Source organism: Leucothrix pacifica (assembly GCF_003172875.1).
GTDB classification, from domain to species: Bacteria; Pseudomonadota; Gammaproteobacteria; order Thiotrichales; family Thiotrichaceae; genus Leucothrix; species Leucothrix pacifica.
The window spans coordinates 1-12884 of record NZ_QGKM01000115.1; the positions used below are offsets into that span (position 1 = coordinate 1).

At 47.7% G+C, this 12884-nt stretch carries 14 protein-coding genes; 10 read left to right on the forward strand and 4 right to left on the reverse strand.

Annotation, left to right across the window (positions count from 1 at the left end; genetic code table 11):
• The 5 genes from DKW60_RS23885 to DKW60_RS22700 all read left to right on the forward strand — a co-directional run.
• Positions 1 to 201: hypothetical protein (locus DKW60_RS23885; RefSeq protein ID WP_181389860.1), on the forward strand; the 201-nt coding region annotated here is incomplete at its 5' end.
• 274 nt (positions 202 to 475) lie between these two features.
• A complete protein-coding gene (locus tag DKW60_RS22685) occupies positions 476 to 1384 on the forward strand; it encodes an aldo/keto reductase (RefSeq protein ID WP_109839937.1) in 909 nt (302 codons plus the stop codon).
• Positions 1384 to 2052 (forward strand): DUF6064 family protein, encoded by a 669-nt coding sequence (locus tag DKW60_RS22690; protein ID WP_109839938.1) that lies wholly within the window; start codon positions 1384 to 1386, stop codon positions 2050 to 2052. Before DKW60_RS22685 ends, DKW60_RS22690 begins: the two co-directional genes overlap by 1 nt.
• Positions 2053 to 2066: 14 nt before the next feature.
• Positions 2067 to 2393: a toxin-antitoxin system TumE family protein gene (locus DKW60_RS22695; protein WP_245929768.1), complete on the forward strand. Its 327-nt coding sequence runs from the start codon at positions 2067 to 2069 to the stop codon at positions 2391 to 2393.
• Complete coding sequence (locus tag DKW60_RS22700; RefSeq protein WP_109839939.1) at positions 2383 to 2760, forward strand: HVO_A0114 family putative DNA-binding protein; 378 nt, start codon at positions 2383 to 2385, stop codon at positions 2758 to 2760. Before DKW60_RS22695 ends, DKW60_RS22700 begins: the two co-directional genes overlap by 11 nt.
• Here the strand turns inward: DKW60_RS22700 and DKW60_RS22705 are convergent.
• Genes DKW60_RS22705 through DKW60_RS22715 form a run of 3 tightly spaced genes read right to left on the reverse strand, consistent with a single transcriptional unit; the run spans position 2757 to position 3936 of the window.
• Complete coding sequence (locus tag DKW60_RS22705; RefSeq protein ID WP_109839940.1) at positions 2757 to 3362, reverse strand: glutathione S-transferase; 606 nt, start codon at positions 3360 to 3362, stop codon at positions 2757 to 2759. The genes DKW60_RS22700 and DKW60_RS22705 overlap by 4 nt on opposite strands.
• Positions 3362 to 3670, reverse strand: a complete 309-nt coding sequence (locus DKW60_RS22710) for a type II toxin-antitoxin system RelE/ParE family toxin (protein WP_109839941.1) — start codon at positions 3668 to 3670, stop codon at positions 3362 to 3364. The genes DKW60_RS22705 and DKW60_RS22710 overlap by 1 nt, the downstream gene beginning before the upstream one ends.
• Positions 3670 to 3936 (reverse strand): ribbon-helix-helix domain-containing protein, encoded by a 267-nt coding sequence (locus DKW60_RS22715; protein ID WP_109839942.1) that lies wholly within the window; start codon positions 3934 to 3936, stop codon positions 3670 to 3672. The genes DKW60_RS22710 and DKW60_RS22715 overlap by 1 nt, the downstream gene beginning before the upstream one ends.
• A 292-nt stretch (positions 3937 to 4228) precedes the next feature.
• Between DKW60_RS22715 and DKW60_RS22720 the strand changes: the two genes are divergently transcribed.
• Entirely contained in the window at positions 4229 to 4408 is a 180-nt protein-coding gene (locus DKW60_RS22720) for a PLD nuclease N-terminal domain-containing protein (RefSeq protein WP_109839943.1), read from the forward strand.
• 55 nt (positions 4409 to 4463) lie between these two features.
• Here the strand turns inward: DKW60_RS22720 and DKW60_RS22725 are convergent, their stop codons facing one another.
• The gene (locus DKW60_RS22725; protein WP_109839944.1) at positions 4464 to 5066 is read right to left on the reverse strand and encodes a LysE family translocator; all 603 of its coding nucleotides are present in this window, start codon (positions 5064 to 5066) and stop codon (positions 4464 to 4466) included.
• A 172-nt stretch (positions 5067 to 5238) separates the two neighbouring features.
• On the opposite strand from DKW60_RS22725, the gene DKW60_RS22730 reads away from it, so the two are divergent.
• The 4 genes from DKW60_RS22730 (at position 5239) to DKW60_RS22745 (ending at position 12698) form a co-directional block, all read left to right on the forward strand.
• Positions 5239 to 7557, forward strand: a complete 2319-nt coding sequence (locus DKW60_RS22730) for an Ig-like domain-containing protein (RefSeq protein WP_109839945.1) — start codon at positions 5239 to 5241, stop codon at positions 7555 to 7557.
• Positions 7558 to 7741: 184 nt separating this feature from the next.
• Positions 7742 to 9322 carry an inorganic phosphate transporter gene (locus DKW60_RS22735; RefSeq protein ID WP_109839946.1) on the forward strand — a complete coding sequence of 527 codons (1581 nt, stop codon included), beginning with the start codon at positions 7742 to 7744 and terminating at the stop codon, positions 9320 to 9322.
• A gap of 297 nt (positions 9323 to 9619) precedes the next feature.
• Positions 9620 to 11938, forward strand: a complete 2319-nt coding sequence (locus DKW60_RS22740; RefSeq protein ID WP_109839947.1) for an Ig-like domain-containing protein — start codon at positions 9620 to 9622, stop codon at positions 11936 to 11938.
• A gap of 7 nt (positions 11939 to 11945) precedes the next feature.
• The gene (locus DKW60_RS22745; protein ID WP_109839948.1) at positions 11946 to 12698 is read left to right on the forward strand and encodes an SCO family protein; all 753 of its coding nucleotides are present in this window, start codon (positions 11946 to 11948) and stop codon (positions 12696 to 12698) included.
• Positions 12699 to 12884: the final 186 nt, after the last annotated feature.

Genomic DNA, 12884 nt, shown 5'->3' on the forward strand with positions numbered 1-12884 from the left:
CCGTTACGTGTTAAAAACCATGGCAGACTTGAGAAAAACCTGTTTCGCTATGGTCTGGATCACCTGACCGATCAGTTGATGTCAGGTGCGTTGGATGCACTGGAGACTAGTCGCTTATTATTGTTGTTTCTGTGCCCACCTGACTGGTTGGAACCTACTAAATCAACGAATGGCTATGGTTTTTCAATCGTGGATTTCTAAATTGTCGTGTACAGAGGTGTGCCATATAGAACATAAGGCCATTTTTCCCATTCGCAATCAAGAAAACCTGCCATAACATATTAACCGCACCTAGCCGCTCTTTAGTCAGCAGACATAAATAATCATTATTGTTAATTCGTTAGCCGATAAGTCCATGATTTACAGTTATGACCTACTTGCCAATTTTTCTCATACCGATACAGTCATACACAAGGTTGTTATTTTAAAGGTATGGGGATAATTGCCAAACTCAAGATAGTCAGAGGAATCAACCATGAACCGACGCCAACTGCTGAAACTATTCGCTACGACACCACTATTGAGCTTGGCATACAACACTAGCCATGCGATCAACTCCACTGTCCTTACGAAAAAAATTCCATCCACTGGCGAGGCGATCCCAGTGATCGGCATGGGCACCTGGATCACTTTTAATGTCGGCGATGATACGCAAGCCAGAAACCAGCGCACCGAGGTATTAAAAACCTTCTTTGATTTGGGTGGCACAATGGTGGACTCCTCTCCCATGTATGGCTCTGCCGAAGCTGTTATGGGATACGCCTTGGATCGTTTAGGACGACCGCAGGACTCGTTATTTTCAACCACCAAGGTCTGGACACGACGTGATGGCAAAGCACAAATTGATGAGTCATTCAGGCTATGGGGATTAGATAAATTCGATCTGTTTCAGGTACATAACCTGCTGAACTGGGAAGAACATCTGCCCTACCTGCTGGAGCTTAAAAAACGTGGCGTGATTCGCTATGTCGGCATTACTACCTCCCACGGGAGACGCCATGCTGAACTGGAACAACTCATCAACGAACAGCCTCTGGATTTTGTGCAACTCACTTACAATGTATTAGACCGCGATGTTGAACAACGCCTGTTACCTGCCGCTCAGCGAAACGGTGTAGCCGTTATCGTTAACCGACCATTTCAGGGCGGAAGACTGTTTGATATCGTCGAAGGTAAACCACTCCCACCCTCTGCGGCTGACATTGGTTGTGAAAACTGGGCGCAGTATTTTCTCAAATTCGTGGTATCACATCCCGCAGTAACCTGCGCGATACCGGCAACCTCACAAATCGCACATCTGCAACAAAATATGGGCAGCATGCATGGCGAACTTCCCACCGCAAACCAACGCGATACTATGCTTAATGAAATCAGGAGTATCTGATGCCTGACTGGCTAGCGTTTTCAATTCTGGATATGACGCCTTATGACCGGCGTGGCTGGCTTCGGCTGATTGAAAGCTATCAGCAGGACTTCTCTTACCTGCCATGGTTGTCGCTATTATTTAGCGCCATACTGACCATATTTATATTCCGGCCACGACCAAACGCGCCAAGCTTTGCGCTGGTTTTACTGGCCAGTAGTTGGCTCTGGTGCGGCTGGGTATTTCAAATGCAATATCATGCCAATCTTAACTGGGCAGCACCGCAATTCACTTGGGTGTTTAGCGCGCAAGCGGCCTTGTTAGTGTTGGTCACGCTAGTTAGTAAAACACTGTCATGGCGTTTTGAAGTGAGAAAGTATCAATGGCCTTCTTTACTCATACTATTAACGGCTTCGCTTTATCCGTTGATTGGCTTGGTAGAAGGACGTAGTTTCTCGCAAACAGAATGGATTGGTCTAATGCCGACACCGACAACACTAGCCACGCTTGGGGTAGTGATTTTGCTGGCGGGTCGCGTGAAATGGTTATTACTCCCAATACCTCTCTTATGGGGACTTGTTAGTGCGGCGTTTACCTGGCGATTAGAGTTGTTTGAGCCTTATATTTTGGCAGTGGCACTGATGTTGTGTGTACTCAGCTATTTGGCGGTTGGACGTCAAAAAGCATGAAATGAGTGCGATCTATGGTTCTTTACACCATAGATATACCATGCAATACTGAACCCATGCCAGCTACCAAACTCATACACATCAAAGAAAGCCATGGTGATGGTTTTATAGAGATCGTCATCTGGAAGATACCAAACCCTCTTCTACCCTCTGAGCACTCTTTTAAATACAGCTTGGTTTATATTGTTGATGGAAAAAGAGTCGTAGGTTACGACAATGAGCGCGGCAAAGGTGACCATAAACACCTAAATGATGAAGAGCTAGAATATGATTTCGTAAGCCCAGCACAGCTCATGTCCGATTTCATGGCAGACATAGAAGGAGTAATCGATGGAAAATAAAGTATTAAAAATAAATGTCGGCGCAGACGTAAAATCCACTCTGACTCTTGCACAACAAGCAATGGAACAACTGAGCTTAGGCGAAGAACCAGCGCCTTATTACGGCGTAGGTTTTAAAAACGTCAGCCAAATGTTGAGCGTCTTCACCGAAAAGCGTTGGGATTTATTAGCCGCGCTTCGTGAAAACGGCCCTACCAGCATTGCGGAACTTGCCCGTATTGTGAAGCGTGATTACAAGAACGTTCATAACGACGTTGAGCGCCTAATGGAATGGTTAGCGATAGAAAAAGATGAACAAGGCAAGATTTTCACACCCTATAGTGAAATCATCGTCGATGTACATCTTCCCCAACATAAAGCCGCTTAGCTCGCTTTCGTCATCACCCGTAAAAACACCTCAGACGTCAGCCAGTGCTCCAACCAACGCTGTAGCGCAGGATAATCCGCCCCATCAAACCAGCGCTTATCAACATGTGCAAACTGGCGCACAAATGGAACAATCGCGATATCGCTTAAAGTAATACCCGATCCGGATAGATAAGTGTTTTCCGTCAATCGCTGCTCAAGCTTCTGCAAAAACACCTCCCCCTGCTGCCGGTAATATTCCGGACTATGCTCTGGGTGATGCGTTGCATATTTATAATGATCCAACCAATGCTTAAACTCGCCGTCATTCTCAGCGATGAGCGCCAGTGTTTCTGGTAAGTCGTTCTCAGATGGTAGTAGCTGCTGCGGGTCACTCTCTCGCAAACCCCAAAGCGCAATATCGAGGCTTTCCTCCAACACCGTGCCATCACTAAGCTGCAATACCGGCACAGTTGCTTTGGGGCTGATCGCGATCATTTCAGCCGGTTTATCGCGTAGGGAGACTTCGTGAATATCCACTGCGATATCAGCGAAATGTAAGGCTAAGCGGCTGCGAATGGCATAGGGACAGCGGCGGAAGGAGTAAAGCGTTGGTAGTGCCATCACAAATCCTCCAAAAGCCTGTCGCCAATACTCATACTTTGATGAAGAATGGTGGCGATACCCACTGAACCATCAGACAACTCTCGCCAATACACAAAGTGCTTTTCATAATGCGTGTAATACCCTGATACCTCATATTCCGCAGGTATCACCTTCCATAAAACCTCACGCTTGGCGATTTTTTCAATGCAGTCAAACAACCCCTGAATGTATCGCTTAGCCTGTGCTTCACCCCATTGATCCCAGCTATAAAGATAGATTTCATCAATCCGGTAACTTGCCGTATTGAGTACTTGATAGGACGCCATCAGGACTTCCGTAAGTGATCATTACGCTTGAAAATATCATCCGCCGTCAGCGGCGCATACTCTGACTCGGGAGCAGCGAAGGCCAACTGTAGCTCAGCTTTCACCCTCTCAAACTTGCGTTGCTCAGCACGCTGTTTATCTTGGCGAATCAAATCCCGAATGTATTCACTGACATTATCGTACTGACCAGAGTCACTAATATTTTTTGCAACAAAGTCACATAATGATCCGGTGACACGGACGTTTAAGCTCATAGTATTTGGCATTTTATTCACCTGATAAGAATTCAATAGCGGCGCGATGTACTCATAATATTTAATATTTTTTACAAAGGCAATTACGGCTCAGATGGCATTTGAACAACAATAGACCATATTGCCTAGCACATTACGACATCATTATGAGTGATATTGAGGCGTAAAACGCGTAACGGATCAATTTCGTGAATCCACTTTCACTGATACCAGCGTAAGCCTAATAAATCTAGAAACAAACAAAGCTCATTCGAGCGATAGTTTTGTTGATTTTTATTCAATGACTCAATTAGGGAGTACCAAAATGGGTATCGAAGTAAGCGGATTATTAGGACTTATCGTTCTGGTTCTGGACGTCTATGCCATTCTAAAAGTTGCACAAAGCTCCGCCAGTACTGGTAGCAAAGTGATTTGGGTTGTGCTTATCCTGCTATTGCCTGTTATCGGTGTGGTGCTGTGGTATTTCGCTGGGCCAAAAGGATAGTCAGCGTTAACTGTGACGGGATTGTCTCCCATGTGCGCCACTAGTGACGCCTGAGTTATCCCGTACCAGCTACAAACGCTGCCAAGCCCACAACCATTAGCATTGCTACCGCCATAGCAATATTAATGGCGCGTTGTACCTTGGGTGCCAGCTCAAGTCGCTGCACCCAAACGCCTAAGCCCAGCCATGCTAAATGAATCGGCACCCAGAACAAATTGATAATGGCAAACTTCACAGCTACCTCTGTGATTGGCGCATCCGTAAGCAATGGAAAATTCGATAAGAAAAAGGCATTCACTGCATACGCTTTTGGATTCACAAACTGCAAAAACACACCGCTGAAAAAACTCGGTGGTTTGTCAGGGTGAATAAATCCCACTTTGCTGCCCGCTAAAGCGATTTTCAATGCCAGATAAAACAGGTAAAGCAAAGAAATAATGGCCAAGCTAAAACGCAGCACAGGCAAAGCTTCGAGTAAGCTAAACATGCCACCCGCGACCAGAAGATACACGGCATTATTGCCAACAAACAGCCCCGACACATAGCGAAGACCAGCCCGAAAGCCATAATTCGCCCCGACCCCAGCGGTGCTTAATACACCAGGGCCTGGTGTGATCAGGCTAAAAAAGACAGCGGCAATGAAGGTTCCAAATATCATGGAGCGATACTACCGACCGCACTAGCAATAAATCAAATCTAATGACCAGCTATTTCAAACCGCACTTGTCGCAATTTCCCACCCGTTTAACGTAAATGCGCTACCTGCTCATCAGGCTGCAGACTTACCGTCTAATTTCAATGGATGAAATTATTGCCCGAGTCTTAAGCCTATGAACGCTATAACAAAAATAAGCCGTACCGCAACATTGCTCTTCGTTTTCGCTGTACCAACGCTTCACGCCGCGCCGGATACAGAAGGTCAGTGGAGTCAGCAGGTCGATTGGCCGATGATCCCCATTCATGCGGTATTGACGCCACAAGGTAAAATCCTGACGTGGGGCGTCGAGGGCATTTCCTCAGGACAGTTTAAATACGATATTTGGGATCCGACGCTCGGCACCAGCACGGCATCACACAATACAATCACCAGTAGCATAGGCGTCAGTTCATTTTGTTCGTCAGGTTTAGTGCTGCCGGAAACAGGCAATGTGTTAATGCCGGGTGGTGATGCCCGCCCTGAGGGATTAACTAATTCAGGTATTACCTCGGTGGCGGAGTTTAATACCTCGGACAATGGTTTGAGTCGTGCCGCCGAGATGAGTTATGCCCGATGGTATCCCACGTCGATTACACTCCCGGATGGCGACATTCTGGTATCTGGCGGCAGGGATGGTCAGCTGCGTGAAATCATTACGCCGGAAGTGTATTCCCCTGAAAATAATGAATGGCGTTCTTTGTTTGGTATTCAGACCGCGGGATATGGATATTACTATCCGAAGTTGTGGGTAGTACCGGATGGTCGTGTGTTCGGCATGCAGCATGGGCGTATGTATTACATGACCACGGATGGTCAGGGTACGCTGAATCCGGTAGGAAATTTACCGCAAGTGAGTCGCGGTAACAGTTCGACGGCGGTGATGTATCGCCCCGGCAAAATCATGCAGATTTCCGGTGAAGAAAGTAGCAGTACCAACGGCGCACTGCTGGTGGATGTCACTGGCTCAACGCCGAGCTTACGTCAAACGACTTCTCCATCTCAGCAAGGCCGCTTGTGGGCCAATAGCGTGGTGCTACCCAATGGTAAAGTGATGGTAGTGGGTGGTTCTTCGGTAATTAATGTTGGCGTGGGTGTGTCATACCGCCCTGAGATTTGGGATCCCGCGACCGAGCAATGGTCTTTGATGTCGCAGTCACAGCGCATGCGTTTGTATCACTCAACGGCACTGCTGATGAAGGATGGACGCATTTTAGTCTCTGGCGGTGGCGCACCCGGCCCGGAAGATAATAAAAATGCCGAGATATTCACGCCGCCTTATCTGTTTGACAGCTCAGGCTTAGCCCCTCGCCCGACTATTTCAGACGCACCGGATGAAGCACCGTATGGCGCGAGCATCAGTGTTAGGCATCCTTCCGGCGATACTATTTCACGCGTAACCTTGATCAAAACGGGTGCAGTCACCCATGCCTTTGACATGGAGCAGCGCTTTATCGAATTGGATTTCACCGATACCGCTAATGGTGTGCGTGTGGATATTCCGGAGTCATCCAGTGTGGCGACACCCGGGCATTATTTGATGTTCTTACTTAATGAAAAAGGTGTGCCTTCTGAAGCTCATATCATCCGTATCTCTGACAGTGCCGTTTATACCGAAGCACCCTATCCGGTAGCAAATACAGATACCGTTTCTGCAACGGCAGGTACACCGGTGAATATCGACGCGTTGAATAATGACACGGGGCCGGATTTGAATATCACCGACTTCAATCAATACTCGCAAAACGGTGGCACGATTACTAAAAGCGGCAACCGTCTGACCTACACCTCATCATCATCGTTTAGTGGTGAGGACGTGTTCTGGTATGTGATTACCGATAGCCTGGGACGTACGAATAGTACCAGGGTGGTCATCAATGTGTCTGGTGGCGTAAACAATCCATTCCCGGTTGGAACGCCTGACAATATCGATGTGACCTCTGCAAATGCGACCACGATTGATGTACTGGCAAATGATATTGGTAATGGCTTAGTGTTGAACGCACCGAATCAATGGTCGTTAAACGGCGGCACAGTCGCTCTAGTGGAGAATAAACTCTCCTATACGCCAAAGTCCGGCTATAACGGCGAGGATAAAATCTGGTACAGCTTCAGTGATGTGGAAGGTCGCAGTAACTGGGGCGTGGTGACGATTGATGTTAGTAATACTGGTACGTTCAATCCTAGTCCGGTTGGTTTGCCTGATTCCGCCAGTACGTCGGGCGGCAATACCATAACGATCGATGTATTAGCCAATGATACGGGCAACGGTTTGACGCTCAATGAGCCGAATAGCGCGTATTCTCTCAATGGCGGCAATGTGTCATTGCAGGATAACAAGCTGCGCTATACCCCCAAATCAGGCTATCAGGGTGAAGATAAAATCTGGTACACCTTTACCGAAATTGAAGGCCGAACCCATTGGGGTGAAGTGACGGTATCAGTGAATCCATAACTTTACAGGAAATGCTTAATCTACCAATAAGCCTATCTTAAACAACCGTAAGCTGATACTAATTCAAGGATTAAGGTGGAAATTAATTTTAATCACTTGCGCAAACTGAAAATTATTGTATAAACATTCCGTCTCTGCGTTGCATGGGACACCCACCAGCTACTTAAAACAGAGGCGGAGCAATATGAACACTCAACCTGACGGCGGCCAGTCTCGCCTACTTAACTTATCACCGGGCGATCTGATGCGATTAGGCATTGCGATTGCTTTCACCATTGGCATTATGCTGTACGTTAAATCTCAGGTGATTGGCGTTCCAAACAGTATGATTCTGATTATCGCATCAATGGTTGGTGGCTACATGGCCATGAACATTGGTGCAAATGATGTGGCTAATAACGTCGGCCCTGCCGTTGGTTCAAAAGCCATTACCCTAACCGGCGCGATTGTCATTGCAGGTATTTTTGAAGCAGCAGGAGCGTTGATAGCCGGTGGTAGTGTGGTGAGCACGATCAAAAAAGGCATTATCAATCCTGAGCTAATTTCCAACCCTGAAGTCTTCGTCTGGCTGATGCTGGCTGCTTTGTTAGCGGCAGCGATCTGGTTGAATGCTGCCACCATGTTTGGCGCACCGGTCTCGACAACACATTCCATTGTTGGTGGTGTATTGGGTGCAGGTATTGCTGCCGGTGGTCTCGGGATTGCCAATTGGGGAACCATGGGGCAAATTGCGGCTAGTTGGGTTATATCGCCAGTATTGGGAGGACTGATAGCCGCTGGCTTCCTGTATATTATTGAGCACCAGATCATCCACCGAAAGAATAAACTGGAGGCTGCACAAAAAGTTATCCCGCTACTGGTTGGCGTGATGGCGTGGGCATTTAGTGTATACCTGATCCTTAAAGGGATTAAAAAGATCTGGAAAACAGACTTCCTTACCGCCTCTATCGTTGGCTTGGTGATTGCCGTTGCAGTGGTTTACATCGCTCGTCCTCTGATTAAGAAAGCCTCTCAAAGCCTCACAAATAGCCGTGATGGTGTGAATGAGATGTTTATTATTCCACTGATTTTCTCAGCAGCGCTGTTGAGTTTTGCTCACGGTGCGAACGATGTGGCAAACGCAATCGGCCCGCTGGCTGCAATTAATGATGCGATTTTGTCAGGCGAAGTACACAGTAAAGCAGGCATTCCGTTGTGGGTCATGGTGATTGGAGCCTTGGGTATCGCTATTGGTTTGGCACTTTACGGCCCGAAACTGATTCGCACCGTCGGCTCTGAGATTACTGAGCTGGATAAAACGCGTGCCTATTGTATTGCGATGGCAGCGTCGATTACGGTAATTATCGCGACACAACTTGGCCTACCGGTGAGCTCTACACACATCGCAGTTGGTGGTGTATTTGGCGTGGGCTTCTTACGTGAGTACTTTGAGTCTAACCGTGCCCAAATGATCGATCACATTCGCGATCATCATAAAGACGATACGGATCACACTTTGGTTGAAGCATCCCTGCAGGAATATGAGGACACGCCATTAAGCGAGAAAGGTTTGTTCCTTAAGAAGCTCAAGCAAGAAGCAGGTAAAGGTGAAAGTGTATTGACAAAGAGTGAACGCAAGCAACTGAAGAAGGCGTATCGTCAGGAACTGGTTCAACGCTCTATGGTTTATAAAATTGCTGCAGCCTGGATCATCACCGTTCCTGCCTCAGGTTTGCTGGCAGCGACTTTATACTTCCTGATTCGTGGCATCATGGTGCCCTATTAATCTGATAGCGCTACCTGCTGTAAGTACTGATGTCTCGCTGAAGGCTCATTGCTCTAATGATAAACAGACGGAGTATTCTCTTGTTTTATTATTGGTCAATGAGCGTTTGGCGAGGTCATGAAAACTCTGTGTTACTGCCCTCTAATCACCGACCTACCATGGTCGACTATTCTCTAAACAGCGACTGCGGTTCATCAGAAAAGCCGCGCCACTCACCTCAGTTTGGACAGCTCCAAACAATTTCAGCTCCTAATCTTAAGCAAATACCCCGAATAATTACCCGCTTAGGATCAGATTATGCGAACTATACAAATAACGGGTGCTGCCGCCCTATTCTTTAGCTGCCTGACACCGCACGTTTTTGCTGCTCCTGACACAGAAGGTCAGTGGAGTGCGCAGTTAGACTGGCCTTTGATTGGTATTCACACTGTCTTAACCCCACAGGGAAACGTATTTTCATGGGGAACCGATAGCGCAGGTATTCAAGGGGCGCAATTTAATTATGACCTCTGGAGTCCTGACGCGGGTACCGGCGCGGCTTCACATAACACTCTGACCAACACTCTGGGCGTTGATTCATTCTGCTCCGCTGCTTTGTTACTCCCTGAGTCAGGCGATATCCTGATGTCAGGCGGGGACGCGCGTCCGCAAGGTTTTGTGAACCGCGGCATTAATTCTGCACCGATTTTTAACACCACCAACAACACGTTAAGTAGTGCTGCGGATATGAACTCAGCTCGTTGGTATCCCACATCAACCACTCTGCCAAATGGTGAGATCCTCCTGTCGGGTGGTCGTGATGGTGAGAATCGTTCAGTTGTAACACCCGAGATTTATACACCTTCAACCAACACATGGCGCTCTTTGCTAGGAATTCAAACCACCGCTTATAGCTACTGGTATCCACGTCAGTGGGTCGTGCCTGATGGCCGAGTATTTGGAATGGTGGCAAAAAAAATGTACTACATGGACACCAACGGTATAGGCAGCCTACAAGTACTACCTAACCTGCCAAATGTATCCTTCGGCAATACCTCGACAGCCGTGATGTATGAGCCGGGAAAAATCCTCCAAGTCTCGGGTAACGGCACTGGCTCAATCGTCAACGGGGCGATAGTGGTTGATGTGACAGGGACAACTCCGGTTGTGCGAGAGACTAACCGCCCCACTCAGGCAGGCCGTCGCTGGGCAAATGGTGTCGTACTACCAGATGGAAAAGTCATGGTAGTGGGTGGCTCAACGGTTGCCAATCAATTACAAGGTGTATCGTATAACCCTGAGATTTGGGATCCGGCTACCGAGCAATGGTCACTCATGGCTGCCGCGCAACGCTCTCGTTTGTATCACTCCACAGCACTACTAATGAAAGACGGTCGTGTGCTGGTAGCTGGCGGTGGTGCACCGGGACCAGAGGTGAATACTAATGCTGAAATCTTCTCACCTCCTTACCTGTTTGATAGCAATGGCGAAGCAGACCGACCTACGATTAACTCAGCACCTGCCGAAGCGCCCTATGGTGCAAACATCATGGTCTCACACCCTGACGCTAACAACATCACTCGGGTGACCTTAGTGAAAACAGGCGCGGTAACACACTCTTTTAATATGGAGCAGCGCTTTATCGAGTTGGACTTCTCCGATACCTCTGGCGGGGTAAGGGTGGATATTCCAAGCTCCGCTAATATAGCAACTCCCGGTCACTATTTACTGTTTTTGATTGATAATCAGGGCGTACCATCTGAAGGTCATGTGATCCGACTTTCAGATACTGCAAGCTACAATGAGCCTGCTTATCCGGTTGCGATTACTGACAACATTTCCGCCACGGCTGGTACCCCCAGAAATATCAATGTATTAGCAAATGATACTGGGGAGAGTCTGACGGTCAGCAGTTTCAACCAATACTCAGCCAATGCCGGTACGATCACCAGAAGCGGTAACCAGCTTCGCTATACCGCCTCGTCAAGTTTTAATGGCACGGATACCTTCTGGTATGTGATTAAAGACAGCTTAGGGCGAACCAATAGCGCGAAAGTCAGCATCAATGTAACGGGCGGGGCCAGTAATCCTGTGCCTGTTGGCGTTGCGGACTCTCTGACGGCCATCACAGGTACTGCAGTCGTGATCGATGTATTAGCGAATGATACAGGGAACGGCCTTAACTTAAACACGCCAAATACCTGGTCTTTGCGTGCTGGCACAGTCGCTCTGGCGAACAATAAAATCACTTACACCTCAGCTGCTGGTTTTACTGGTGAAGATAAAATCTGGTACACCTTCAGTGATGTTGAGGGTCGCAGCTCATGGGGTGAGGTGACGATTAATGTTACCGCTTCGGGCAATAATCCGAATCCTGTTGGTGTTGCGGATAATACAGTCGCCGTCAGTGGCAATAGCATCACGATTGACGTGCTCGCTAATGACGTGGGTAATGGCTTGGTCTTAAATACGCCGAACCCTTACTCATTAAGGGCAGGTAGTGTGGCTCTTCAGAGTAATCGGTTGGTCTATCAGTCAGCGGCCGGGTTCACCGAAGAAGACAATATCTGGTACACCTTCAGTGATGTAGAAGGTCGCAGTCATTGGGCTAAAGTCACCATTAACGTCAGCGAGTGATGAGTTTATGCTAAAGAAATCACACAAGCTTATGACTGCAGTAGCCACTACAGGAATCATGTTAGCGGTCGCTGCATGGGCTTTTCCAACGGCGACCTTACAGAGTCAGACAAATTCTAAGTCTAGTCTGACAGCTACAACATCTACTGCTAGCACGATAACCATGCCTGAAACAGGTACTGAGTCCGGACCAGACGCGCGACTAGCTGCTAATTTACTCTCTCCTGATACACCAGTCAGAGGCCCACTGAGAATGGAGGAGCTTAAACACATCAAGCTCCGTGATCAGGATGGTCAGCAGTTTTCCTTACATGACCTGAAAGGTGAAACGGTTCTGATTAACTTTATGTTTGCTGGCTGCACTACAGTTTGCCCAACACAGACCATCAATCTGCGCAGGGTGCATAATGAATTAAAGCTTGATCCAAGCAAAGACCGCATAAAGCTTGTTTCTATCTCTATTGCGCCACTGAGTGACACACCGAAGCAACTAAAATCATTTGCCAAGCGCTTTCAAATTGATCATCCGACCTGGCGATTTGCCATGACAACGCAAGCACAAACGGATGAGTTGAGCAGAGAGTTTTCTGTCGGCGTGAAGCCATTGGATAATGGCCAACTGGACCACCGTTCTCTGTTATACCTAATCAATCCCGATGGCATGATGATTCAGCAATATAAGGGTGCTCAGGTTGATGTAGAGCGTCTGAAAAAGGAATTACGTATTGTGGATAGCCTGCGCATACAGGATCAAACCTAACCGATATCATCAGGGCAATCGCTTGAAACCACCCAAGGAAATTAGGCATAAAGGAAGCTTTTCGGAGTCCCGCTATGTCCAAGTCCCTGAACAAGCTTCTGGAGTGTCTCGAGTCACTTAACGATCCTCGTCAATCCTGGAAGGTTCTTTACCCCTTAGAGGAGGTCTTGCTAATCGTCCTTGCAG